Annotated in this window: 26 protein-coding genes and 2 pseudogenes; 25 read left to right on the forward strand and 3 right to left on the reverse strand. The window is 37.0% G+C overall.

Annotated elements, in window-relative coordinates:
* Window positions 1-100: 100 nt before the first annotated feature.
* From J2Z23_RS18170 to J2Z23_RS18245, 18 genes and pseudogenes are all read left to right on the forward strand, one after another.
* Window positions 101-1087 (forward strand): ring-cleaving dioxygenase, encoded by a 987-nt coding sequence (locus J2Z23_RS18170; RefSeq protein ID WP_209974764.1) that lies wholly within the window; start codon window positions 101-103, stop codon window positions 1085-1087.
* A 23-nt stretch (window positions 1088-1110) separates the two neighbouring features.
* Window positions 1111-1713 carry an alpha/beta hydrolase gene (locus tag J2Z23_RS18175; protein ID WP_420798644.1) on the forward strand — a complete coding sequence of 201 codons (603 nt, stop codon included), beginning with the start codon at window positions 1111-1113 and terminating at the stop codon, window positions 1711-1713.
* A gap of 344 nt (window positions 1714-2057) precedes the next feature.
* The gene (wrbA, locus tag J2Z23_RS18180) at window positions 2058-2669 is read left to right on the forward strand and encodes an NAD(P)H:quinone oxidoreductase (RefSeq protein ID WP_057984941.1); all 612 of its coding nucleotides are present in this window, start codon (window positions 2058-2060) and stop codon (window positions 2667-2669) included.
* A 263-nt stretch (window positions 2670-2932) separates the two neighbouring features.
* Window positions 2933-3262 carry an ArsR/SmtB family transcription factor gene (locus J2Z23_RS18185; RefSeq protein ID WP_420798645.1) on the forward strand — a complete coding sequence of 110 codons (330 nt, stop codon included), beginning with the start codon at window positions 2933-2935 and terminating at the stop codon, window positions 3260-3262.
* A gap of 16 nt (window positions 3263-3278) precedes the next feature.
* Window positions 3279-4577 carry an arsenical efflux pump membrane protein ArsB gene (locus J2Z23_RS18190; RefSeq protein ID WP_057984837.1) on the forward strand — a complete coding sequence of 433 codons (1299 nt, stop codon included), beginning with the start codon at window positions 3279-3281 and terminating at the stop codon, window positions 4575-4577.
* 172 nt (window positions 4578-4749) lie between these two features.
* Window positions 4750-5003 (forward strand): annotated as a pseudogene (locus J2Z23_RS18195) (helix-turn-helix domain-containing protein); the annotation flags it as partial.
* An 841-nt stretch (window positions 5004-5844) separates the two neighbouring features.
* Window positions 5845-7239, forward strand: a complete 1395-nt coding sequence (locus J2Z23_RS18200; RefSeq protein WP_209974768.1) for an alpha/beta hydrolase — start codon at window positions 5845-5847, stop codon at window positions 7237-7239.
* A 300-nt stretch (window positions 7240-7539) separates the two neighbouring features.
* Window positions 7540-7995, forward strand: a complete 456-nt coding sequence (locus tag J2Z23_RS18205; protein ID WP_209974770.1) for a GNAT family N-acetyltransferase — start codon at window positions 7540-7542, stop codon at window positions 7993-7995.
* Between the two features lie 138 nt (window positions 7996-8133).
* Window positions 8134-8943: a GNAT family N-acetyltransferase gene (locus J2Z23_RS18210; RefSeq protein WP_209974772.1), complete on the forward strand. Its 810-nt coding sequence runs from the start codon at window positions 8134-8136 to the stop codon at window positions 8941-8943.
* A 35-nt stretch (window positions 8944-8978) separates the two neighbouring features.
* A complete protein-coding gene (locus tag J2Z23_RS22440) occupies window positions 8979-9209 on the forward strand; it encodes an NUDIX hydrolase (RefSeq protein WP_238482849.1) in 231 nt (76 codons plus the stop codon).
* A 28-nt stretch (window positions 9210-9237) separates the two neighbouring features.
* The gene (locus J2Z23_RS22445) at window positions 9238-9396 is read left to right on the forward strand and encodes a hypothetical protein (protein ID WP_238482850.1); all 159 of its coding nucleotides are present in this window, start codon (window positions 9238-9240) and stop codon (window positions 9394-9396) included.
* Window positions 9397-9408: 12 nt separating this feature from the next.
* Window positions 9409-9915, forward strand: a complete 507-nt coding sequence (locus J2Z23_RS18220) for a GNAT family N-acetyltransferase (protein ID WP_064468505.1) — start codon at window positions 9409-9411, stop codon at window positions 9913-9915.
* A 41-nt stretch (window positions 9916-9956) separates the two neighbouring features.
* Window positions 9957-10100: a hypothetical protein gene (locus tag J2Z23_RS22835; protein ID WP_238456183.1), complete on the forward strand. Its 144-nt coding sequence runs from the start codon at window positions 9957-9959 to the stop codon at window positions 10098-10100.
* A gap of 54 nt (window positions 10101-10154) precedes the next feature.
* Window positions 10155-10820, forward strand: coding sequence for a serine hydrolase domain-containing protein (locus J2Z23_RS18225; RefSeq protein ID WP_420798646.1), 666 nt, complete (start codon window positions 10155-10157; stop codon window positions 10818-10820).
* Between the two features lie 177 nt (window positions 10821-10997).
* The gene (locus J2Z23_RS18230; protein WP_064468504.1) at window positions 10998-11576 is read left to right on the forward strand and encodes a GNAT family N-acetyltransferase; all 579 of its coding nucleotides are present in this window, start codon (window positions 10998-11000) and stop codon (window positions 11574-11576) included.
* Window positions 11577-11932: 356 nt separating this feature from the next.
* Window positions 11933-12388 carry a hypothetical protein gene (locus tag J2Z23_RS18235; RefSeq protein WP_209974774.1) on the forward strand — a complete coding sequence of 152 codons (456 nt, stop codon included), beginning with the start codon at window positions 11933-11935 and terminating at the stop codon, window positions 12386-12388.
* A 2-nt stretch (window positions 12389-12390) separates the two neighbouring features.
* On the forward strand, window positions 12391-12789 hold the full coding sequence (locus J2Z23_RS18240) for a GNAT family N-acetyltransferase (protein ID WP_209974776.1): 399 nt from the start codon (window positions 12391-12393) through the stop codon (window positions 12787-12789).
* A gap of 37 nt (window positions 12790-12826) precedes the next feature.
* On the forward strand, window positions 12827-13603 hold the full coding sequence (locus J2Z23_RS18245) for a class I SAM-dependent methyltransferase (RefSeq protein WP_064468502.1): 777 nt from the start codon (window positions 12827-12829) through the stop codon (window positions 13601-13603).
* 169 nt (window positions 13604-13772) lie between these two features.
* Here J2Z23_RS18245 and J2Z23_RS18250 read toward each other — a convergent pair whose 3' ends face one another.
* Complete coding sequence (locus tag J2Z23_RS18250; protein WP_057984829.1) at window positions 13773-15206, reverse strand: L,D-transpeptidase; 1434 nt, start codon at window positions 15204-15206, stop codon at window positions 13773-13775.
* Window positions 15207-15566: 360 nt separating this feature from the next.
* Here J2Z23_RS18250 and rhaD point away from each other — a divergent pair, with 360 nt between their 5' ends.
* From rhaD to J2Z23_RS18270, 4 genes and pseudogenes are all read left to right on the forward strand, one after another.
* Complete coding sequence (rhaD, locus tag J2Z23_RS18255) at window positions 15567-16388, forward strand: rhamnulose-1-phosphate aldolase (protein WP_128738620.1); 822 nt, start codon at window positions 15567-15569, stop codon at window positions 16386-16388.
* Window positions 16389-16626: 238 nt separating this feature from the next.
* Window positions 16627-16998 carry a GNAT family N-acetyltransferase gene (locus tag J2Z23_RS18260; RefSeq protein WP_238456182.1) on the forward strand — a complete coding sequence of 124 codons (372 nt, stop codon included), beginning with the start codon at window positions 16627-16629 and terminating at the stop codon, window positions 16996-16998.
* Between the two features lie 204 nt (window positions 16999-17202).
* Window positions 17203-17805, forward strand: coding sequence for a S26 family signal peptidase (locus J2Z23_RS18265; RefSeq protein WP_209974778.1), 603 nt, complete (start codon window positions 17203-17205; stop codon window positions 17803-17805).
* A 167-nt stretch (window positions 17806-17972) separates the two neighbouring features.
* Window positions 17973-18678: pseudogene (locus J2Z23_RS18270) on the forward strand (cytochrome c biogenesis CcdA family protein).
* Between the two features lie 147 nt (window positions 18679-18825).
* On the opposite strand, the gene J2Z23_RS18275 reads toward J2Z23_RS18270, so the two are convergent.
* Window positions 18826-19701, reverse strand: a complete 876-nt coding sequence (locus J2Z23_RS18275) for an anti sigma factor C-terminal domain-containing protein (RefSeq protein WP_064468500.1) — start codon at window positions 19699-19701, stop codon at window positions 18826-18828.
* The gene (locus tag J2Z23_RS18280; RefSeq protein WP_238482851.1) at window positions 19691-20197 is read right to left on the reverse strand and encodes an RNA polymerase sigma factor; all 507 of its coding nucleotides are present in this window, start codon (window positions 20195-20197) and stop codon (window positions 19691-19693) included. The genes J2Z23_RS18275 and J2Z23_RS18280 overlap by 11 nt, the downstream gene beginning before the upstream one ends.
* Before the next feature lie 372 nt (window positions 20198-20569).
* On the opposite strand from J2Z23_RS18280, the gene J2Z23_RS18285 reads away from it, so the two are divergent.
* From J2Z23_RS18285 to J2Z23_RS18295, 3 genes are all read left to right on the forward strand, one after another.
* Window positions 20570-21178, forward strand: a complete 609-nt coding sequence (locus J2Z23_RS18285; protein ID WP_209974780.1) for a transglutaminase-like domain-containing protein — start codon at window positions 20570-20572, stop codon at window positions 21176-21178.
* A 312-nt stretch (window positions 21179-21490) separates the two neighbouring features.
* The gene (locus tag J2Z23_RS18290) at window positions 21491-22630 is read left to right on the forward strand and encodes a 5-methyltetrahydropteroyltriglutamate--homocysteine S-methyltransferase (protein WP_238482852.1); all 1140 of its coding nucleotides are present in this window, start codon (window positions 21491-21493) and stop codon (window positions 22628-22630) included.
* Between the two features lie 149 nt (window positions 22631-22779).
* Complete coding sequence (locus tag J2Z23_RS18295; RefSeq protein WP_057984820.1) at window positions 22780-23190, forward strand: GNAT family N-acetyltransferase; 411 nt, start codon at window positions 22780-22782, stop codon at window positions 23188-23190.
* Window positions 23191-23219 lie beyond the last annotated feature (29 nt).

A 23219-nucleotide genomic window follows, 5' to 3' on the forward strand; every position in this document is an offset into this window, starting at 1 on the left:
AAGGTGTGACAGCTATTGGGCGTAAATTAAACATCTATGAAATTTTGAGAATGAGAGAGTATTCGAGAGAAAACTTAAGTTTATTGAAGGAGGAAGAAACATGAATAGCTTAAAAGGAATTCACCATGTCACCGCAATTACGAGCAGTGCAGAAAAAATATATGAATTTTTCACAACCGTTCTAGGTGTTCGATTAGTGAAAAAAACTGTGAACCAAGATGATATTCAAACATATCATTTGTTTTTCGCCGATGATGTAGGAGGACCAGGGACAGATATGACATTCTTTGATTTCCCAGGTATTCCGAAAGGTGTTCACGGAACGAATGAAATTGCCAAAACGTCTTTTCGTGTTCCGAGTGACAAAGCATTGGAGTATTGGGTGAAACGCTTTGATCGACTTGGAATTAAACATAAGGGAATTACTGAGCAATTCGGAAAAAAGACGCTTTCCTTTGTCGACTTCGATGAGCAAGCTTATCAACTTATCTCAGATGAACAGAATCATGGTGTTCCTGCGGGGATTCCTTGGCAAAAAGGACCAATTCCATTGGAATATGCAATAACAGGATTAGGACCAATTTTTGTCCGTGTTGGTTATATTGATTATTTCAAAGAAATGCTGGAAAAGGTTCTGTTATTTAAAGAAGTTGCGCAAGAAGGATCTTACTACTTGTTTGAGGTAGGTGAAGGTGGAAATGGTGCACAAGTGATCGTCGAATATAATGCAATTTTACCGCAAGCACGTCAAGGCTTTGGCACGGTTCACCATGTTGCATTTCGTGTGGAGGATCGCGCGGAATTAGAGGAATGGCAGAAACGCTTGCAAGCATTTAATTTTCCAAACTCTGGATATGTGGAAAGATATTATTTTGGATCCTTATATACAAATGTAGCACCACAAATTTTATTCGAGTTAGCGACTGACGGTCCTGGTTTTATGGGTGATGAACCATATGAAACACTAGGAGAAAAACTCTCTTTACCACCATTCTTTGAAGAAAAACGAGAAGAAATTGAAGGTCTCGTGCGTCCGATTGATACGGTAAGAAGTACGAAGGAATTTGTAAAGGAATATGAGGACTAATGAATCCGAAAGGGGATATAAATTTGAAACATTTATTTCGAAAAGGAAATGATCCAACCAAACCTACTTTGCTTTTATTACATGGAACTGGGGGAACAGAACAAGATTTACTACCTCTAGCCGAAATCATCGACCCTAACGCCAATGTATTAAGTGTAAGAGGGAATGTGCTAGAAAACGGTATGCCACGATTCTTCAAAAGATTAGCAGAAGGAGTATTTGATGAGGAAGATCTTATATTCAGAACCAAGGAATTGAACGAATTTCTTGATGAAGCTGCTGAGAAATATAATTTTGATCGTAAGCAAGTCATCGCTGTAGGTTATTCCAATGGGGCCAATATTGCGGCGAGCTTGTTATTCCACTATCAGCAGGCATTAAAAGGAGCAATCTTGCATCATCCAATGGTGCCAAGGAGAGGAATTGAACTTCCAGATTTAAATGGTACTCCAGTATTTATCGGGGCGGGGACAAATGATCCGATTTGCCCATCAAAAGAATCGCAGGAACTGCAAGCTTTATTGGAACAGGCAGGGGCCAATGTTCACTTGCATTGGGAAAATAGAGGTCATCAACTGACATCAACAGAGGTTGATGCCGCTCGGGAATGGTATTTAACTATATAACGAATTACTTTGTGGATAGAACATTTTTTTAGACTGGGATTTCACTAACGGTGGGCAAGTTTAACTTCTAGACCAATTATGTGCAGCGCTCATCGTTACTAAAACGAATATCCCGGTCTCACCTTAGGAGAATGATCCATTTATCAATGAAAATACCTCAAGTTAGAGATTTATGAAATTGAAGTATAATAAAAATCTTTAACAATGGGCATAAGAAAGAGGTAAACAATGATAAATGATGGGGTGATTTTAAAGGATTCTAAAAATGAAAATAGAAAGAGACGGTGCTTTACATGGGTTTTTTAGATAAATTATTTGGAAGAAAACCAAAGGAGATGGAAAATATGTCAAACGTGAAATTAGCAGTTATTTTTTATAGTATGGGTGGCACAAACTACCAATTAGCAAAATGGGCAGAAGAAGAAGCAAAAGCAGCAGGCGCTGAAGTGAAAGTATTAAAAGTAGAAGAACTAGCCCCTGAATCTGTTATTGCAGGAAATGAAGGCTGGAAAGCAACTGTGGATGCAACGAAAGATGTTCCAGTTGCAACATCAGCTGATCTTGAATGGGCAGATGCGATTATTTTCAGTGTGCCTACTCGTTTTGGAAACATGCCTTCACAAATGAAACAATTTCTTGATATCCAAGGTGGACTCTGGGCAAGTGGCAAAACAGTCAATAAAGTCGTAAGTGCGATGACATCTGCGCAAAATCCACATGGGGGACAAGAAGCGACATTGTTATCCCTATACACTTCAATGATGCACTGGGGTGCGATTATCGCTACTCCTGGCTATACGGATCCTGTATTATTCGCTGCTGGAGGAAATCCATATGGAACAAGTGTAACAGTTGGCCAAGATGGAAAAATGATTGAAGATGTGGAAGCTGCCGTGAAACATCAAGCTAAACGCACTGTAACAGTGGCAGAATGGGTGAAAAAAGGGAACCAATAACTAGAAAGCAGAGCTGGCCGCGGGACTCGGCCAGCTTTTTACTGTTAAGTAGGAAAATCTGCTTTAAGCTTCTAGGAGCAAATTAAAAGAGTTCAAGTCATTCGAGCTGGTAGACGAGCTATTGTGAAGAAGGCATGTCTAAAGAAATTAATTAAGCAAACAATTTTACTAAAAAGAAGCTAAGTATTCTTATTTACATATATAAGCAAATTATTATATGATTATATCCTGGATAGGAGGTGTTTTAGATAGAAAAATTAGTTGTGGAGTTGGAGCAGGCTACTACGATTTTAAAATTATTAGGAGATAAAACTCGTTTAACAATAGTGAAAATTTTGGCTCAACATGACTGTTGTGTTTGTGAGCTTGTAGAAATTTTTAAAGTGAGTCAGCCATCGATTAGTCAGCATTTGCGGAAATTACGAGACATCCAATTGGTAAAAGAAGAGCGAAGAGGACAATGGATTTTTTATTCGATTAATAAAGGTAATGAGTATTATCCTTTTGTTAGGAATATCCTTGCTCAAGTAGCTAGTCAAGATCACTTATTACAGGAACTAGAAGCAAAAGGAACACGCACTACATGTTGTTAAGTTTGGAGGTAGTCAGTTGTCATTATCAGTTTTACTCGCTATATTTATTTTTTTGATCACATTAGTATTGGTCATATGGCAACCAAAAGGTTTATCGATCGGTTGGTCGGCATGTGGCGGAGCAATCATTGCTTTATTAGTCGGTGTCGTGGATTTTTATGATGTTATAGAAGTAACCAAAATAGTGTGGAATGCGACATTAGCTTTTGTAGCAATTATCCTTATTTCCTTGATCCTCGATAAGATTGGATTTTTTGAATGGGCATCGCTTCATATGGCAAGAGCTGCAAAGGGGCATGGTATAAAGATGTTTATCTATGTCAGTATTTTGGGAGCGATTGTTGCGGCATTCTTTGCGAATGATGGAGCGGCCCTTATTTTAACTCCGATTGTATTAGCGATGGTTCGGAACTTAAATTTTCAGGAAAAAATGGTTTTTCCGTTTATCATGGCGAGTGGATTTATTGCCGATACGACCTCATTACCATTTGTAGTCAGTAACTTAGTCAATATTGTTTCAGCTGATTTTTTTAAGATCGGATTCGTAGAATATGCGCTTCGTATGGTAATCCCGAATCTCTTTTCACTATTGGCGACAATAATTGTCTTACTGATTTACTTTCGAAAAAGCATTCCAAGAACATATGATGTTTCACATTTGAAAAAGCCGGATGAAGCGATTACGGATATAAAAATGTTCCGACTGTCCTGGTATGTTCTGGGGTTACTTGTGATCGGGTACTTTGTCAGTGAATTTATCCATCTCCCTGTATCCATTGTTGCGGGAATCATTGCGATTTTCTTTATTCTGATGGCTAAAAAAAGTGCTGTTGTGAATACAAAAGCTGTGATAAAAGGTGCACCTTGGAATATTGTGTTTTTCTCGATCGGGATGTATGTGGTGATATTTGGATTAAGAAACGCTGGCTTAACTGAATTACTAGCGCATATCATCCAAACAAGTGCAGAACAAGGATTATTTGTTGCTACGATTGTCATGGGCTTTATTGCAGCGATTTTATCTTCAATTATGAACAATATGCCGACAGTCATGATTGATGCCCTAGCCATTGCGGAGACGCAAACTTCTGGTGTCACACGTGAGGCGCTGATCTATGCTAATGTGATTGGCTCCGATTTAGGCCCGAAAATTACGCCGATCGGCTCTCTGGCAACTCTCTTATGGCTTCACGTTTTATCACAAAAAGGGGTTAAAATTTCTTGGGGAACATACTTTAAAACGGGAATTATTCTCACTATACCAATCTTGTTTATCACATTAGTAGGTCTCTATTTTACACTTACACTATTTTAACATGAAGAAAAAACGGTCTGTTTTCTATGTATTGGCTTTATCATTTCCCGACAGAAAACCCCCACCTCTAGGAATGTGAAGAGCACAGCTCAATGAGTAGGTGGGGGATGAATGGCGGTTGGCGGTAGCTAAAAGAACGAACGTATATTCCTAATTGAGTGAGGTGAATGTCATGCTTGTTCATAAAGCGTATAAATTCCGTCTTTATCCAAATAAAGGACAGAAATTATGATTGCGAAAACGATCGGATGTAGCCGTTTTGTCTTCAATTATTTCTTGGATCAATGGAATACAGCCTACAGGGAAACAGGAAAAGGATTAACTTACGGTTCTTGTTCAACTCAATTACCCCAATTAAAAAGAGGGCTTACCTGGCTAAAAGAAGTCGATAGTATCGCTCTTCAATCATCTTTGAAAAACCTCGCAGTCAAACTCGAGTTGGATCTAGGCTTTAGGAATAAGGCATTCCATATTATATCCACCTAACATCCTATTAGGATTTCGTGTCTTGTCGTAAAAGTGCATTTAAAACAATTGGGATGACAGGTATTATTTTGGCTAATCTGATTCTGTTCATTAACTTCGGATTGTATGTAACACTTAGCCTTTTTAGCTTAAATATGAGTCGAAATTAAACAAAATCTATGTTTTATTCTTATTTCCCTGACTTCATTTTCTGAATGTTATTCCAGAAGTGGATCAGGGAATAGTATTGTGAACTACTCACCACTTAATTTTCTAATGATAATTTGAAGTGGGAGCTTCTCAGTTCCATGATGAAAGCAACCTTCCATCTCCCTGAGCCTTGCTTCCCGCTGTTCCAGCGGTAGATGTCCGACAGTTTCAGAGGTTCTTTCGTTACCTTGGATATTTTACGCACAGAAGGACAACTTGGTTTTCGTGTATTTGATTCTGCGCAACCCTATATATCCAGTTATCAAAGAACACTTGAAATTATTACATCATATTTTTATGAATAGTATGTAATTATCGCTTACGCCAACCGAAATGCATCTCCACCTAATCGTTGGGCTATGCCCTGCACACGATTGAAGATGGAGACTTCTTTCGGAAATCTGTTAAAGTTTTAATTTTGACTAATGTGAGCTCTAGTGCCTAGCATCTAGCAAGCTTTCGACACCTATATGTGTAAATCAACATTAGCTTGCGTAATTTCGCTCACTGTGTCTCTTTTTAGGCTCCTAAAAGTTTGTGCGTTGCTATTCGGGGCTCTTGCGCTTTTCTTAAGTGAGAAGGAGAAATGTATATGAAAAAGAAGTTCACTTATCCTTTTTTATGGGGGATGTTAGGTTTAGGGATGTTGATACTAGGTACAGCCTCTTTAGTGCTTGTTAATTTTACGAAAATTTTACATATCTTTATTTTAATTCTGTTTGTTAGTCAATTAACACTTTCCCTTATGAAGAGAGGGAACACCAAATTTATCACTTGGTTAGCATCTAGCGGAACCATTGTGATCTTACTAGAACTTGTATTCTTGCTACACTACCATTACATCCTATTATGTGTAAATGCCTTTGCTGCGATTATCATGGGATTCTTATTACTTGTTTTTTCTATGAATAGTGCAAGGAGGGCTCAGACACAAAAGGGGCAACAGGCGAAAAGATATAAAATTTTTATGATAGGCGTGAAATCGCTAGGAGCAATCGCAGGTGTTCTTATGGTTGCCATTGTTGGATTCATAATGCTGCTAGCCGTTAGCCCGAAACTTGGGATTCACTTATTCTTTGATCAAACCAATTCCTATCACCCTGAGAAGAAGTCAACAGAGACTGTGATGAAAGATGGAACATTGTACATCAATGATATTCAGTATGGAACGAAATATCCCAATAGTTTCTTAGATATTTATATCTCTCATCATGATCGTACCACTGTAAGACCGACGTATATTTTTATTCATGGGGGTGGATTTGTGACAGGAGATAAGGTAGAGGAGGACAAAGCTGGTCGTTCTGAGTTTGATTATTACACCTCATTTACAAATGCTGGATATAATGTCGTATCGATCAATTATGCCTTTGCCCCTGAATATGCTTACCCAACACCAATGTCGCAAATCAGCGAAGCGATCACATTTTTAAAAACACATGCAAATGAATATGGTTTAGATATGGAAAAGGTTATTTTGGGTGGAAGTTCAGCAGGTGGACATATTATAGGACAATTTGCCATGATCCAGACAGATCAGGACTATGCCCAGGAGATGAAAATACCATCTGTCCTGGCGGTAGATTCGATAAAAGGCATTATATTTAACTCAGCCTTATTCGAACCTACAAAATTTGCCCAATCGAAAGACAGTTGGTTAAAAGATTATCTATGGTCCATTTACGGACGGGCTTATTGGGGCAATGACTATGAAACCAATCAATACGCCAAGCAAGCTGACTTGGTAAAAAATGTGACCAATAATTATCCACCAGTTTTCATTTCCGACGGAAACACGGCCTCCTTTTATAAACAAGCAAGCGCCTTTGATAAAAAATTAGCTGCACTCGGGATTGAGCATCAATTTAATTATTATGAGAAAAAGGTAGCAACCTTACCTCACGGTTATGAAGTAACATTCGATCAACACTATGCTCAAAAAAATATGAAAAAGATGCTGGGGTTTGTAGGGGAACAATTTGAGTGAAATTGTTCCCCTACAAAGTTATGAACAATCTCCCATTGGTCTGAGAATTAAATAATGGTCGATAGATCCGTAAGAAAAATCCCTTGGTCTTTGTTTAATGACAAAATCTATTTATGCTAAAACGTCTTAATTTTTGCGTTTTAGTTATATAGGTAGAATTTTATGTTAGTATTTTATTGTAGGAAAATTTTTACAAAGAAGAGAATGAAATTTAGTCAAACAAACGATTTTGAATTAGTTGCTAAATTAAATAAATATGTTCATGATTTATACGATAATTAAAGACTGGAGAAGGTACGTATGAACATTATTAGTCTTAGAGAACATCCGGAATATAAAGAACAAGCTATAAAATATTTTCAAAGCAAATGGGCAGACGAAAATAGTATGAAAGTTTATGAGGATTCGATTACACATAGCATCACAACAGATAGCCCCCTTCCTATTTGGTACTTAATGGAGCAATCAAATGAGATCATTGGGTGTGCAGGTCTAATTAGCAATGACTTTATTAGCCGTATGGATTTATGGCCATGGCTATGTGCCCTTTATATTGATGAAGACTATCGCGGTCGATCTTTAGGGGAAAAACTTATTTTACGTGCTAAAGCAGATTCTGAAAGAGCAGGGTTCAATCGAGTTTATCTGTGTACGGACCATACTGACTACTATGAAAAATACGGATTCAATTATATAGGGGATGGCTATCATCCGTGGGGAAGCCAATCAAGAATCTATGCAAGTGAAATTCTTTGAACATATTTGTGTGTTGTGGAATGCACTTATTTTAATAGATCGGGAGACGGGCATAAGGTTTCGTGTGGGATTAATGAACTTGCCTAATCAATTTAAAAACCTTTCTTTTCAACAAAAATGAATATAGGGGTGTGACCAATGTCGCTTATTTTGACGGAAGAGCTTGCACGTAGAATCGAGCAATCAGAAATCGAACTTTTGGAATCTAGATTGACAGGTGTTCAGAAAATAGAAGGTAACCCGATGGGGGTGGAAATAAAAAAATTTGGTGATGCTACGGCCTTTTATGTAAAGAATATTCCGGGTCCCTCATTCAATAATGTGAAGGGGATGAGTGGGAATAATCTGAATGAGATTGATGGCATTTTAGATTTTTATCATGAAAGGGGGATACCAGCCAACTTAGAAATCACTCCTGCTCATTGTTCTGCTGAGCTATTTAAGTTGCTCTCAGAGAGAGGCTATTTTCAACGTGGCTTCCGTACGGCACTTTATGGTTCATTGTCAGATGATTTCACTTTGAGCGAGGCGCAGGACATTTCGATCCGCGAATTCGAGTATGATGAATTTGCCATTTTCGGGCAGATTTATACGAAAGGATTTAACATGCCAGCTTCATTAAGCGAATTTGCGGCGCAAAATAATCAAGTATTACATCAAAATAAGCAATGGACCTTTTATCTAGCAAGTGTGAAAGGGGAGCCTGCCGGTATAGGTGTTTTGTTTGAAAAGGACGGTATAGCGACACTTGCTGCATCTGCAACCATTCCGGAATATAGAAATAAAGGCGTGCACAGTGCACTGATAGAAAAACGGTTACAATATGCCCTACAAAACCACTGTCATATGATTGTCGGGCAAACAGCCTATGGTAGCGGTAGTCTCAGAAATATGGAAAGAGCCGGAATGAAAATTGCCTATACGAAGGCGATTTGGACGAAACTCTGATACATAAAAAGAATGCTTCTTATATGGAGGTTACAATGCAAGGATATAATGTTCTAATGATTTATAGAAACGATATGAAATCTTTATTAATGTGCAAGCGATTACGGGAGCCGTACAAAGGCTTGTGTAATTTTGTCGGTGGGAAAATCGAGGACGGAGAAACTGGTATGGAAGCTGCGTATCGGGAATTGTTTGAAGAAACGAGCATTTCAAAAGCAGATGTGACACTGCATCATGTTCATGGATTTTACCTACTATTTTCATGATTGCTATGTGGAAGTTTATGTTGGCAGATTGAAGGAGGAACTCCAGGTTTCTGGGGATGAAAATGAATTATATTGGTCTGATTTGAATCAAGATTTTTTTGATATGAGCAAATATGCAGGTGAAGGCAATATTGGCCATGTGGTAGAGCAAGTAAATATGATAAAGGATGAAATTTTATCGGATTGAATGGGGTGCGACATGAAGATTAGACAGGCGAAGCAAACGGATGCGAAAGGCATCGCAAAAGTACAGGTTGATAGTTGGGAAACGACCTATAAGGATATTGTGCCGGATGAGTATTTAAGCAATATGACGTATGAGGCCAGAGAAGAAAAATGGAAAGATATCATTCCCCAAACGACTGTATTCATTGCCGAAACAAATGATGGCGAAGTTGTTGGTTTTGCAGGTGGCGGGAAAGAACGGACAGGCAAGTACCCTGATTTTGAAGGAGAGTTATATGCCATTTATATCCTGGAAGAATACCAGGGAAAAGGAATAGGGAGATTGCTAGTGGAGGCTGTTGTCGAAGATTTAAAACAGAAGAAAATCTTTTCTATGACTGTGCAAGTGTTAGCAGAAAATAATTCCCGACTCTTCTACGAGTCTCTCGGGGCGGAAAAGATTGGCACAGATGAGTTGGAAATTTCCGGGAAACAGCTGGATTCACTCATTTATGGTTGGAAAAATATAAACACAATTTAATCTTTGTATGTTGAAAGTATGGACGATGGAGGGAATTTCAAGTGAATCTCGATATTATAAAGCGCTTAAATGCAATTCAAGATGAAAGTCATTTTTCTGGGACGGTGCTTGTTCAACAAAACAATGAAGCTTTGGCGCAGACAAGTTATGGATTCGCAAACCGTTCCGAACAAATTGAAAATTAGGCAAGTACACGTTTTGGCATCGCTTCTGGATGTAAACTTTTTACGGCTATTGCCATTTGTCAACTTGTTGAAGCTGACAAACTATCTTTTGATACAAGATTAAAAGAGTGTCTAAGCTTTTCCTTTCCTCATTTTTCTGAAGAGGTCACTGTCCATCATCTTTTAACACACACATCGGGCATCCCAGACTACTTCGATGAGGAAGTGATGGATGATTTTGAAGAGTTGTGGATTCAAACTCCAATGTATCAAATAAGGAGTTTACAAGACTTTCTTCCGCTGTTTCAAAATCAGCCTATGAAATTAAAGGTAGGGGAAAGATTTAATTACAACAATGCCGGATATATTTTGTTAGGGTTGATTGTCGAACAGGTCAGTGAGCAAAAATTTGCCGATTATATCGAGCATAATATTTTTAAGAAAGCTGGTATGGTTGATTCGGGTTATTTTGAATTTGATTCTCTCCCTCCGAGGACAGCACTTGGATATCTAGATTTTTCTGACGGTAGTTGGAAAACAAATATTTACTCAATGCCGGTAAAGGGTGGGTCTGATGGGGGAGCAGTTGTGACTGTTAAGGATATGGCAAATTTATGGAAGGCACTTTTCAATCATCAACTGTTAAGTGAAGACTATACGTGTAAATTGCTTACTCCCCATATCTACAGTGACGATGAGAATAGCTTTTATGGCTATGGAGTCTGGATAGAGAAAAATTGAGATTCCATATTGAAATATCATATAATGGGCTATGATCCAGGTGTTAGTTTTCATTCTGCTTATTATCCTGAAAACGATATTCAATCGGTTATATGCTCGAACAAGTCGGAGGGAGCTATGATATGTTTAAGGGGATTGAGGAAGAGGTCTTAAAAATTCCCTATAAAGAGAAAACTGATGGAAGAAAAAAGAACTGAAACCATATTTAGAATCGATTGTGGAGATCTTTATCTCCAAGAGTTTCGAATGGAGGACGCGGAAAATATATACAGAATATCCAATCAGCCTGAAATATCTCAATTCTTGCCAGACTGGAAATCAACAAAAGAACAGAGAGTTGAGTGGATGACCCAATATGAAATACCAGCGAATCAAGCATTTCTTCAGGCGGCAAAAACAGCAAACATAGAAGGACATTTTTTAAAACTCGGCGTGTTTATAAAGGAAACAGATGAATGTATTGGCTGCTGTACGGGGATGAAAGATGAGCTACCTCCACCGAATCGAGAAATTATGTATGCTGTTTCAAGTCAACATCAAAAGAAAGGATATGCTACGAAAGCGGCAAAAGGATTAATTGATTATTTGTTTGCACATACAAATGTAGAAAGCCTTAATGCAATTGCATTGATTCACAATCGATCATCCAATAAAGTGATTCAAAAATGTGCTTTTACTTATCTGTCTCAATGGACGATTGATAAGGAACGATACAATCACTACATGCTATGTAAATCAGATTGGAAGCAAAAATGAAAGGAAGGCTTGTGCTCATTCTTGATCAAATCCGGGTCAGATTATGGAGTGCAATAAATATACGTTGAAGAAGAGAGGTTTTTTGATGCGTGAATATTATAAAGGAAAGTTATTAATTCTTCGAATAATGGCTACAATATTCGTCCTTTTGTTTTTAACTTTACCTTATTATAGCTTACTCTCTAATGATGTTAGCATACTTTATTTGTTATAACTCTGATAATCTTTTTTGTGCTGGAGGATTTGTTTGGGAAAAGCAAAAAAACGGAAATAGTTCTATACAGTTTATCCGTGTTGGTAAAAAGAGATGTTAAGGAACGATATGTTAAATTTCCTTTCAGAATAGGAGCTTGTATATGTCAAATTATAAATTAGAACAGGCTGAAAAAGACTTGTTTGCTGTGTATCAAGTCATTTACGCCGATGCGGATATGGAAATGTGGTATGACTGGAATACTCGACTAAACGATACTACGTTTACGGATCAATGTTTTTGGCTCATGTATAATAATGAAAAAATAGGCGGTGCGATTATTAATAATCAGACGGTTATGTTTCCATTTTTGGTCGCACCTTTTTCGGACAGAACGGTGTTTTGGAAGGCGCTATCTAGCTGTTGTGATGAGATTCGTCATGTTAATGGGGTATTGCAGAAAGATATCGATATTTTGCTAACATTAGGATATAGCATAGATGTCACTCGACAGGTAATGTGCTGTCCAGCCGATGCAAGCATCACAGCGAAGTTGCCTGCTGGCTTCTCTTTGCAAAATCTAAATGAAGAGCTAGATCGTAAAAAATTGCCAAGGTGATGATGGAAGGATACAAGGGAGGCATTGACTATAAAGTCTACGGCACCCCAGATGAGGATGAAGTCCTAAAGGATGTGGAATATCTGCTAAAAGTCTATAAATATAGGAATCTTTCCATTGTTCTACTTGATGAAGAGAAGGAAATTGCTGGGCTTTGTATTGCTGGCATCAGTAAAAATATGCCATTGGGATTTGCCGAGATCGGTGATATGTGTGTCGTCCCTAAGCACCGCAACAAGCGACTTGCTGAATATATGCTCAAGTATATAAGAGCAAGTGCTAGTGAGCACACACAGGTCGTGAAACTTTGCGTTACGGTTGGTAATCATGCCGAAGCCCTTTATAGAAAAGTAGGCTTTTATCCAGGTCCTAGATTTGCCAATATGAGCAAAGAAATATAGGCTTTGAACCAGAATAGAATGAGAGGAGGAATGTAAAATGGGGATTGATTTTCATAGCGAGAAAAATAGTAGAACTTATACAACCCGAAAAGCTGATCATTCATGGGTTGAAGCAATAAACAACCTTGTACCGATCGAAAATATATCTAGCGCTTTAGATATTGGCTGTGGTGGAGGCATTTATTCGAAGGCGTTATCAGATATGGGAGTGACTTCAGTTACTGGAGTTGATTTTTCCAAGACCATTCTTGCAGGGGCAAAAGAAAACTGTAAAGAATATAAGAACATCTCGTTCCAGCTTGGGAGTGCTTTTGATACTGGATTAGATAGTAGTAGTTTTCACTTATTACTCGAAAGAGCTTTGATCCATCATTTTGAGGATTTAGAAGCTTGTTATAAAGAAGCATATAGAGTGTTGGAAGATGGAGGTTTTTATATTGTTCAAGATCGTACCCCTGAGGATTGTTTATTAGCAGGCGACGAAAGCCATATCAGAGGATATTTCTTTGATCTTTTCCCAAGATTAGTTGAAAAAGAGACAAATCGCAGACATCATAGTCAAATTGTCATTGAAACGCTGAAAGAAACTGGATTTAAAGACATCGAAGAAGTTAAGTTATGGGAAATCAGAAAAGTGTATGATACGAAAAAACAATTACTAAATGATCTAAGGGAACGAACAGGAAGAAGTATTTTACATGAATTAGATGATAAAGAATTGCAGGTATTAATCAACCATATAGATGCCTCACTGGCAACAACCGATAACATCATAGAAAAAGATCGATGGACGATTTGGAAGGCAGTGAAATAATCAGCTTGAGAAATGGGATGTAGGGTTTACAATGGCCATTCATGATGATTAATAAAGCTGCTGATTACAGAAGAACTAGCCATGACTAAATATTAAACAAATCCGATAGCTCCAATTATAAAAAGACGGCTTTGAACTTCCTTGTTAGGAAATCCAAAAACCGTCCTTTTTAATAAACAATAACAGGGTCGTACGTGTTGAGATTATCATACACTTTTTTCATTATGCTTGGAGGTGTATTGACACAACCGCCTGAACCATCTTTGAGATAGGCTGTTTTCTCCCAGTTTTTCCGCCAACTAGCATCGTGAAAACCTTGCCCGCTGTTTGTAAATGGGGCCCAGTACTTCACATCAATTTCGTAATCGGGCTTACCTACAGCACTGCCTTTTAGTGTGTATGGGGTTCGTTTGTAGAGAATATACCAAACTCCAGGAGATGTATCTTCGCCGGTACTATGTTTGCCTGTCACTACATCTGTTGTGACGACTAATTTTCCATTTCTGTAAATCCAAATACGCTGTTCTGCAATGGAAATTTCAGCATACGTATCCCCAATACCGTTATTCTTGGTAGTTTCATAGCCAATCCCTTCATTTGTCCACCCATGTCCGTAAATATTAGCGGCCGAAACGGATTTTTCTCCTTTTTCAAAAGCCTTTTGAACGATTGCTACTTCTTTTTCAACATCTAATGCCCATCCATAGCCTTGTGCTTTTACGGAAATAACCTTGCCTGAATGCGTCTTAAAATCTATATTTTTATTTAAAGTGGATTGAGCCTGATTAATTTCAGCGATCTTGTCCTTAATACTACTTGCGGTGATTGTTACTTCATCATCATGCGAAATAGTAGCATCTTTAATTAATTCACTTGCGTTTAAGGTATACACTTTATCCTGTACCGTATAATCGACGGTTCGCTCTAGGAAAGCCTGATACTTTCCCTCCAATTCCTTAATCATTGGATTATCTGATTCTACAGGCTTTAAGAATGCCGGCTTCAGGTAAAGCTCGCTCGTATATTTCTGTTTCTCATAATCTTGTAATATAGCTGGAATATCATATTGTTCTCCAGCGATACTGTTGGAGATGACAACTTTTCCATTTTCCAATTTAACTCCTGCGTCTTGGGGAGCCTTTAAGTTCTCATTTATGGATTGTAGTTCCTCTTCTAATTGTTTGCTCAATGTTTTGCTACGAAACTCGTCCGTTTTTTTCGGCATCAACGAATAATTTTGTTCCTCTGAGGAAGGAAAAAAAGTCCACTGTTTTTTTAATAATTTCTTTACTTCAGACATGTCTTGATCCGAGAATGCCATTTTAGTAGGATTCTCATCTAAAATAAGTTTGCCATCTATATAAACTTTGTTGGTTAATGTGGATTCTTTTAATTTATTTATAGCCTTTTCAACCGTTAGCCCACCTACATTTACATCATTAATAGCAATATTCGAGTTGAAACGAGTTGCCTGATAATAGCTTAGCCCTGCAAGTATGATGGCAGCCACAATGGTAATAGTTCCTATTATGATTAAAAAACGATTTATACTTGGTGTGAATCGGCTCTGTCGAGTATTTTTTAAAGTTGGTATCATTATCATTCCCTCCGCTACTTGGTTTTCACCGAAGAATTAAGTCCATTTTACCATAAAATTACAAATGTTACAATCACATTACATAACATAGGAAAATTAGTTAGAAAAGAGAATATACAGGCTGTATTCCAATCACTAAACAAAAACAAACAAAAGTAACGTCTTTATTTTTTATGGAAAAACAAATAAATTCAAAGTGATTTATGACTAAAATATAAATAATCAAAAATAAACAGACTATATTACCTTTGTTTTTGTTGAATTGTGTGGTTGGTCGAGTTAAGATAAGGGTGTAAGGAAGATATTGTAACTAATTGCCATATAAATAACTTTTTAAAGGAGGAATTTATCATGGGTATGACCATGATGAAAGACACGATTTATTCAGCACCATTTTTGCAAGAGATGTTGGATACTACTTCTAATTTATATCGTTTAGGTTGGGATGAACGTAATGGCGGTAATATCAGTTATTTATTAAATGAATATGAGGTGCTTCCATATCTAAATGTTGATAATGTGAAAAGAACTGTACCGATGAACTTTGATGCATCAGCCCTTGCTGGACGATATTTCATCGTTACGGGTTCCGGAAAATATTTTAAGAATGTTAAGAAGAATCCTTCTGAAAACCTAGGCCTAATTCGCATCCATGAAAATGGCAGAAGTTATGAGATTCTTTGGGGCTTTGAAGACGGTGGGGAAGCGACAAGCGAATTACCAACACATCTCATGAACCATATGAAGCGGTTAGAAGTTGACAAAAACCACCGAGTTATTATGCACTGCCATACAACAAATCTAATTGCAATGTCTTTTACACATAGTTTAAAAGAAGAGGAATTAACAAAAACTCTTTGGGAAATGTGTACTGAATGTTTGGTTGTTTTCCCTGAAGGTCTAGGGGTCATTCCGTGGATTGTTCCTGGAACGAATGCAATTGGAGAAGCTACAGCTAAAAAAATGGAGGAGGTCCGCCTTGTACTTTGGCCGCATCATGGAATATTCGGGGCCGGCACTACATTAGACGAAACTTTTGGTCTGATTGAAACAGCTGAAAAAGCGGCTGAAGTATACACAATGGTTTGTGCACAAGGTGGTAAGCAGCAAACCATTACCGATACTCAGTTACAAGAACTTGCAGATGCATTCGATGTTACTCCTCGTCAAGGGATATTAGGGTTGTAAATATCTTTTAGATGTGTTTTTTGAACATGTCTTTTTAGCGTGCTCAGCATGGGTCGGAGGGAATCAACCTTACATTCCCTTTAGAAATGAAGGAGTTAATATCAGCTTTTTAGATAATCGATTTTAAAAAGAGGATTGTAAGGCATTGTAGCGAACTATATAACAAAATCATTCAAAGAGGAAGAAGGGAAGCAGACTGAATAATTTTGTTATAAGTAAAGATAAATCCTTACTAGAATTGGACACCATTTATAGTTGGTTACAACATAGTTATTGGGCAAGCAAAAGATCTAAGAACAAGATTAAGAAATCTATCGAAAACTCTGTTTGTTATGGAGTTTATGACGGCGATAAACAAATTGGTTTTGCCCGTGTTATTACGGATTGGACTGTCATGTATTGGCTTTGTGATGTAATTATTGATGAGAAGTATAGAGGACAAGGCATCGGCAAGAAATTGATTGAAGAAGTTATTCATGATGATGATTTTAAGGATTTATTTGGTTACTTGGGCACCAAAGATGCCCATACATTTTATGAAGCCTTTGGCTTTGTACAAGAACAGGAAAAGGTCATGATAAGGACGCCAGATTACTTAAGAAATGAGTAATACCTGTTTCAGGAAGAGCTCTATACAAAGATCTAAGTAGAGGAATATTTTAGGTTCCAATCAAATAAGATTGGAACTTTTTTTGTGATAATTTCTAACAAGTTTATTTTGAACTCAAGATAACCAAATGTTCGAAATACCGACAAGGAGACAAGCAATCTTTTACAGTTATTCAGGTAAAATAAATTCAAAGGGGAGGGTTTGATGAAGCACATTGGATTGTCCTTTGGTGTATTATTGATTTTGGTCGGGTGCTCTTTCAAAACGTCTTTGGAGCCGATCACAGATCAATATACAACACCCAATAATATAGCCACGATTGAAACCATAAGCCCAGAAATGTTTATCTATCAGCATCATTACGATAATATGGACAGAGGAAATCACGATTACATTGAAAAGCCACTAGTCATTGAACCTCTAGTTGATGGATATAAAATTTCTAGAGGGGATGTTATTTTCTTTCATACTACCAATGAAGAAAAAGACATCTCCAGAATTGTTGCCTTGCCAAGTGAAGAGATTAAAATTATTGAAGGTCAAGTGTATATTAATGATAAAAAGTTGGATACTTTTTACGGATTTGCTCATCGATTAGGCCTAGAGAAGGATCGTTATTTTGAGATGATGGATGATAGGAATCAATACAATAACAATGGGATGAGAGAGTATTTTGACACGAATATGGATCAAATAAAATTAGCCAGTGATGAGTATTATTTTATTGACGATGATTGGATGAGAGGAAAAATGGGAGTTATCAAAGAACAAGATATCGCTGGATTTGTTTTAGGTTATATAGAATAACTCTCTTGGTTGATTATTTGTTTTGTCATAAAATATAATATGGATTTTAAAATCGAGTTGGGCTTTGCAATGGCCATTTTGCATGCGCTGCCAATTTTACAAGGTCAAACATAGGAAGGCTTTCCTCATACAAGTTACTAGCATGAACAAGGAGTTGGTTTATCCAGATGAATGATATTAATATATTTCTTACATTGGGAGCGGGATTTCTTAGTTTTATTTCACCTTGTACTCTCCCTCTATATCCTGCTTTCCTTTCTTATATCACAGGAGTATCGGTAAAAGAAATCACGAATGAAAATGCTATGCTTCAAAGAAGAAGCATGTTGCATACCTTATTTTTCCTTTTGGGTTTGCGGTCGTTTTTATTGCTTTAGGATTTACCGCTTCCGCTATTGGGCAATTCTTCAAAGAATATAATAGCCTTATAAGACAAATAGGTGCGATTTTAATTATTGTGTTCGGATTGATGGTTGCTGGAATTATAAAACCGGCTTGGGTTATGTCCAACCATAAAATGGAATTTAAAAATCGCCCTTCTGGTTTTTTGGGCTCTTTTCTCATTGGAATAGTGTTTGCTGCTGGATGGACACCGTGTACAGGACCGATTCTTGGTCAGTGATTCTTCTAGCGGGAGCCAATCCAGGTTCTGGTTTAGTTTATATGGCGGCCTATACTCTAGGTTTTTCCATACCCTTCTTCGCTCTTTCATTTTTTGTTGGGAAACTAAAGTGGATCAGAAATAACAACGGAATTATTTTAAAAATTGCGGGCTATTTAATGATCGTAATGGGGATTATTTTATATTTCGATTGGATGACTAAAATCATATCTTATCTCACGCCTCTCTTTGGAGGATTCACTGGTTTTTAAATTTCGAAAGGTCAACACAAATAAAGTTGAACTTATCGATAAAGTGATAGGCAAGAAAATTGTGAAAAAGAATAAACGATTATTTAGAAATGAAGAGAAGCACTCTAAAAATTAGAATGCTCCCTTTTATAAGCCTTATTAGACTTACTAATATTTGTCGATAGTGACCCCAATCACGGAGGCTCTAATAATATCCAGATTCTGAAACCTTTCTAAATCTTGAGGAGTTCCGCTAATGATAGCTCCACTAATCGTCGTGTCGCCGGTCAGGTTCTCTTCATATGGGTACTTCTCTGTCACCGAAAAACCAGAGGCGTTATCCCCATTTTTCACTTTCAACGAATCGCCATCCAATTTATTTATTTCCTTCATTTGCTTTTCTGTATATTGCTCTGTCCACAACCAATCCACATTTTTATATCCTAATATTTCAGCTAGTTCATTTGATGACATTGATTTGTTAAAAGATAAAGCGACTTCAATTAATTTGTTTTTATCCAATCCTACCGCAATATCTAGTTCATTTGGCAAGTAATCATATTCTACTCTAGGATAATAAAAATCGACGATCCGCTCATTATTAAGTTGATTATAGCGAACAACCCTCTGCGCCTCTATATCCATTTCGTTTATTTCGGTCATGCCACTTCCCCGGCTTAATACTTCCACACGTCCGATAGCTGGGTATTTCTTTCTCTCTGTATTCCATACAAAATTTCTGTTCCCGATTTTTTTGTAGTAAGTTGTTTCGCCAATCGCATTCAAAGTATTATAATAATACCTTGTCGTTTGATTAGAAATGCCTGCACCTTTGGTCTGTCCTAAGCTTTGTCTTGTATTGTGGTCTATCTTTTTATTAATTAAATATTGAGTTCCAGAGTAAAAACAAAAAATAAAAACAATTAAGGTAATGATGGAAATAAAGGTATATAAAATCAGTTGTTTCCATTTTGTTTTCCTGATAGATTTTTGAAAAGAGGAACTGCTCACAAAATCAATTTCTGAATCCTTTTTATTCTTCATGCTGGCCCTCCTCGTAGAGTTTGAGAAATTTCCTCCTCGCTCGGAATAAATTTGTTTTCACGGAGCTTGTACTAATACCAAGCAATTGCGCGATTTCGATATAAGATAAGTCCAGTTCATACTTTAAAAAAATTAATTCTGAAAAAAGCGGTCTGAGCTTCGAAAGCAAGGTGTTCAATTCCATTGTGCGTTCTTTCTGAATCATCAGAAGTTCAGGAAGTTCCTCTATTCTTTGTTGGTCAACTATTTTTTCTTCAAAATGGAGTACATGTTTCTTATTCTTCCGATATTGATCATAGTAATAATTCAATGATACACGGATTAACCAACTGCGAACTTTGGAGGCATGGATGGAATCGGAGAATCTCAAATATTTATATGCTGCTTCCTGTACCGCATCTTCAGCATCTGTATGAGGAATCCCTTTTTTTAGTAAATATCGATACACGACATTCAGCTCACTGTTCAGCTCTTCATTTTCTTGTTGCCCCGACAACATTCCACCCCCTTGTGTATAAGACGTATGAACGTACAAAAAGTTTACAAAACAAAGCAAGAAATTTTCTTTTTAACAATCGAATCAATTTCATAATAGAGAGTTTAGCATTCAAATCCGAACAACGTTGATTTACGCTTCAGGTAGGAGTCGCCACCTTCCGCACCAATCAACTAAGTTAAGGAAGTGCATTGACTAACAATTCAATCTCCTTTAACAATAACGTTCGTGTATTGATCATTATTAAGCAATTATGAAATTGACTCAATCTAGTAAAATGTAATATTTATAACACTAGAAAGACCATATGATTTTAGGTATAATAATACAAATATATTTATATTTATACAATCAATCTAAGGAGTGCAGTTCATGAAGTTAATCTGCCAATCTGAACAATTAGATGATTATTTATTGGAGACAGCTGGAGTTGATTTTTCTCATCAGCTTATTCGTACAAAAGTGAATGAGCTTTTTCACTTATCTCAAACGGATATAGAAAAAGCTAAAACCGCGTTTGAATTTGTTCGAGATGAAATTTCTCATTCTTGGGATGTCCAGGGGGAAAAAGTGACATGCAAAGCCTCAGAGGTTTTGGCTGAAAAAGAAGGGATTTGTTATGCGAAATCACATTTATTAGCTGCTTTATTGCGCTCCCAAGGAATTCCTGCTGGTTTCTGTTATCAACGGTTGACGTTACTAGATACACCTGAGAATGGATTTTGTCTTCATGCCCTGAATGCGATTTATTTACGATCACTGAAAAAATGGGTGAGATTAGATGCACGTGGAAATAAAAAAGGAGTTGATGCTCAATTTTCAATTACGGGGGAAAAGGTAGCTTTTCCCATCCGAAAAGAATTGGGAGAAAGAGATTATCCGTTTATTTATGCAACTCCTCATCCCAAAACCATTGCTGTATTAAAAAAATGCACGAATCCAATCGAAATATGTAAATATCATTTACCGGAGAGATTATAGAGCTGAAAGTGAAGGTAGTAGGAGTGACTAGAAAGTGAGTCTAGAATGCACTCAGTAGTCTAAACAAGTTCTTTTATCAAGGAATCCAGCTTCAATTTATACCATGAATTTTATATCAGTGTAAACATACTCACAAAAGCTTTATAGTTTTTAGTTATAGCAAAGTATAGAGTTTAGGTGTTGAATGATATTGACTGACCAATGTTATACTTAATCTATAGCAAATTGGGAGAATGGCATGTACGGAAATTCCTATTCTTTTTAAATAATTAATTTTAAGTTTTGCTTTAGAGGAAGGGAGAATGGATGTTGATGGCAAACAAATTACCTTTGAAAGGTGACCATGTAGGGAGTTTATTAAGAACGGAACCTATTAAACAAGCAAGAGCGGCTTTTGCAAAAGAGGAAATCGATAAAGCTACTTTAAAGGAAGTAGAAGATCGTGAAATTGAAAAACTTGTACAAAAACAAATTGAGGTAGGCTTAAAAACGATCACTGATGGTGAGTTCAGGCGCATTATTTGGCATCATGATTTCTTTTCCGGCTTTGAAGGGATTGAAATGATCAAAAATGAGAGAAAAGCAACATTTGGTGGTGGGAATAAACCAAAACCAATTACGATTGTCATTACAGGAAAAATTAAAAATCATGATCATTATATGATTGAACACTTTAAATTCTTGAAGAAAGCTGTAGATAAGTATGGTGATGGAACACAAGTTGCGAAGTTTGCCATTCCAGCACCAAGTGTGATTATGTACCGTTCTTTTAATGAGAGAGAGAAAGAAATCTATCCAAATCCAGTCGATATGTTTCATGATTTAGGCGTTGCTTATCGAGAGGTAGTGAAAGCTTTATATGAAGCTGGTTGTCGTTATATACAATTTGATGACACAACTTTTACGGCATTTAATGATCAGACCTTTACTAAACGTATGATGGAATCAACAGGACTAAGTAAGGAGGAGATTTTAGATCTAATGATTAAAACGACAAATGACGTTTTACAAGATAAACCGGAAGATCTAATCATAACTGTTCATATGTGCCGTGGAAACTTCCGTTCAAAACATCTGCATGCGAATGGTGGTTACGATTATGTCGCCCCCATCTTTGATCAATTACATTATGATGCATTCTTTTTAGAATATGATGATGAACGTAGTGGCGATTTCGAGCCATTAAAACATATCAATCGTCGTGATGTTGAAATTGTCCTTGGCTTAATTACTTCCAAATTTCCGGAATTGGAAGAATCTTTCGCCATAAAAGAAAGAATGATAGAAGCGAGTCAATTCATTCCTTTAGAAAACTTAGCCATAAGTCCACAATGTGGATTTGCTAGTTCAGAGGAGGGAAATGTTTTAACAGAAGAAGAACAATGGAATAAAATTAAACATATGCTCCAAATTGCTGAAAGTGTATTTGGAAAAGTAGCTGCCAATAAATGAAGTCAAGATTAACGTCTTCTTGTCTTAAAGGAACTAGCTTTAGGAAATAACAACGATCCCCGAATTTAAACGCCAAAAGGAGGCATAAGACCGTGGATAAATTGTGGACTAACTCTTCAAATTAAGACACATTTGAGGAGGAAGCATATATGAACGTACATTTTAAATATGAGAAAAACATTCAGATTGAACATTTAGAGACATTGTATAATGATGTGCAATGGTACGCGTATACACAAGATTTAGCTGTTTTACAGACTGCCATAACTCAATCATTAGATGTGTTAACAGCTTGGGATGGAGAGGAATTAGTGGGACTTGTTCGTGTAGTAGGGGATGGGTTAACCATTCTCTATATTCAAGACATCCTAATATTGAATGCCTATCAAAATCAAGGAATTGCGACCCAGCTTATGCAACAGATTTTAGAAAAATATCACCATATTCGGCAAAAAGTGTTATTAACGGAAGAAGCGGCAGATGTCAGGCATTTTTATGAAAAGAATGGTTTTACATCTTGTGATCAAGGTTCATTAGTCGCCTTTGCTCAGGTGAGGTAATGGTATCAAAAAGTTGTATCTAAAATGTA

It is taken from the genome of Lederbergia galactosidilytica, from assembly GCF_017873565.1.
In the GTDB taxonomy this organism is placed as follows: Bacteria; Bacillota; Bacilli; order Bacillales; family Bacillaceae_C; genus Lederbergia; species Lederbergia galactosidilytica.

Coding starts and splice junctions, on each gene's coding strand:
- J2Z23_RS18170 (WP_209974764.1), top strand. CDS start 101: ATGAATAGCTTAAAAGGAATTCACCATGTCACCGCAATTACGAGCAGT.
- wrbA (WP_057984941.1), top strand. CDS start 2,058: ATGTCAAACGTGAAATTAGCAGTTATTTTTTATAGTATGGGTGGCACA.
- J2Z23_RS18200 (WP_209974768.1), top strand. CDS start 5,845: ATGAAAAAGAAGTTCACTTATCCTTTTTTATGGGGGATGTTAGGTTTA.
- J2Z23_RS18205 (WP_209974770.1), top strand. CDS start 7,540: ATGAACATTATTAGTCTTAGAGAACATCCGGAATATAAAGAACAAGCT.
- J2Z23_RS18210 (WP_209974772.1), top strand. CDS start 8,134: ATGTCGCTTATTTTGACGGAAGAGCTTGCACGTAGAATCGAGCAATCA.
- J2Z23_RS22440 (WP_238482849.1), top strand. CDS start 8,979: ATGCAAGGATATAATGTTCTAATGATTTATAGAAACGATATGAAATCT.
- J2Z23_RS18220 (WP_064468505.1), top strand. CDS start 9,409: ATGAAGATTAGACAGGCGAAGCAAACGGATGCGAAAGGCATCGCAAAA.
- J2Z23_RS18230 (WP_064468504.1), top strand. CDS start 10,998: ATGGAAGAAAAAAGAACTGAAACCATATTTAGAATCGATTGTGGAGAT.
- J2Z23_RS18235 (WP_209974774.1), top strand. CDS start 11,933: ATGTCAAATTATAAATTAGAACAGGCTGAAAAAGACTTGTTTGCTGTG.
- J2Z23_RS18240 (WP_209974776.1), top strand. CDS start 12,391: ATGGAAGGATACAAGGGAGGCATTGACTATAAAGTCTACGGCACCCCA.
- J2Z23_RS18245 (WP_064468502.1), top strand. CDS start 12,827: ATGGGGATTGATTTTCATAGCGAGAAAAATAGTAGAACTTATACAACC.
- J2Z23_RS18250 (WP_057984829.1), bottom strand. CDS start 15,206: ATGATAATGATACCAACTTTAAAAAATACTCGACAGAGCCGATTCACA.
- rhaD (WP_128738620.1), top strand. CDS start 15,567: ATGAAAGACACGATTTATTCAGCACCATTTTTGCAAGAGATGTTGGAT.
- J2Z23_RS18265 (WP_209974778.1), top strand. CDS start 17,203: ATGAAGCACATTGGATTGTCCTTTGGTGTATTATTGATTTTGGTCGGG.
- J2Z23_RS18275 (WP_064468500.1), bottom strand. CDS start 19,701: ATGAAGAATAAAAAGGATTCAGAAATTGATTTTGTGAGCAGTTCCTCT.
- J2Z23_RS18285 (WP_209974780.1), top strand. CDS start 20,570: ATGAAGTTAATCTGCCAATCTGAACAATTAGATGATTATTTATTGGAG.
- J2Z23_RS18290 (WP_238482852.1), top strand. CDS start 21,491: ATGGCAAACAAATTACCTTTGAAAGGTGACCATGTAGGGAGTTTATTA.
- J2Z23_RS18295 (WP_057984820.1), top strand. CDS start 22,780: ATGAACGTACATTTTAAATATGAGAAAAACATTCAGATTGAACATTTA.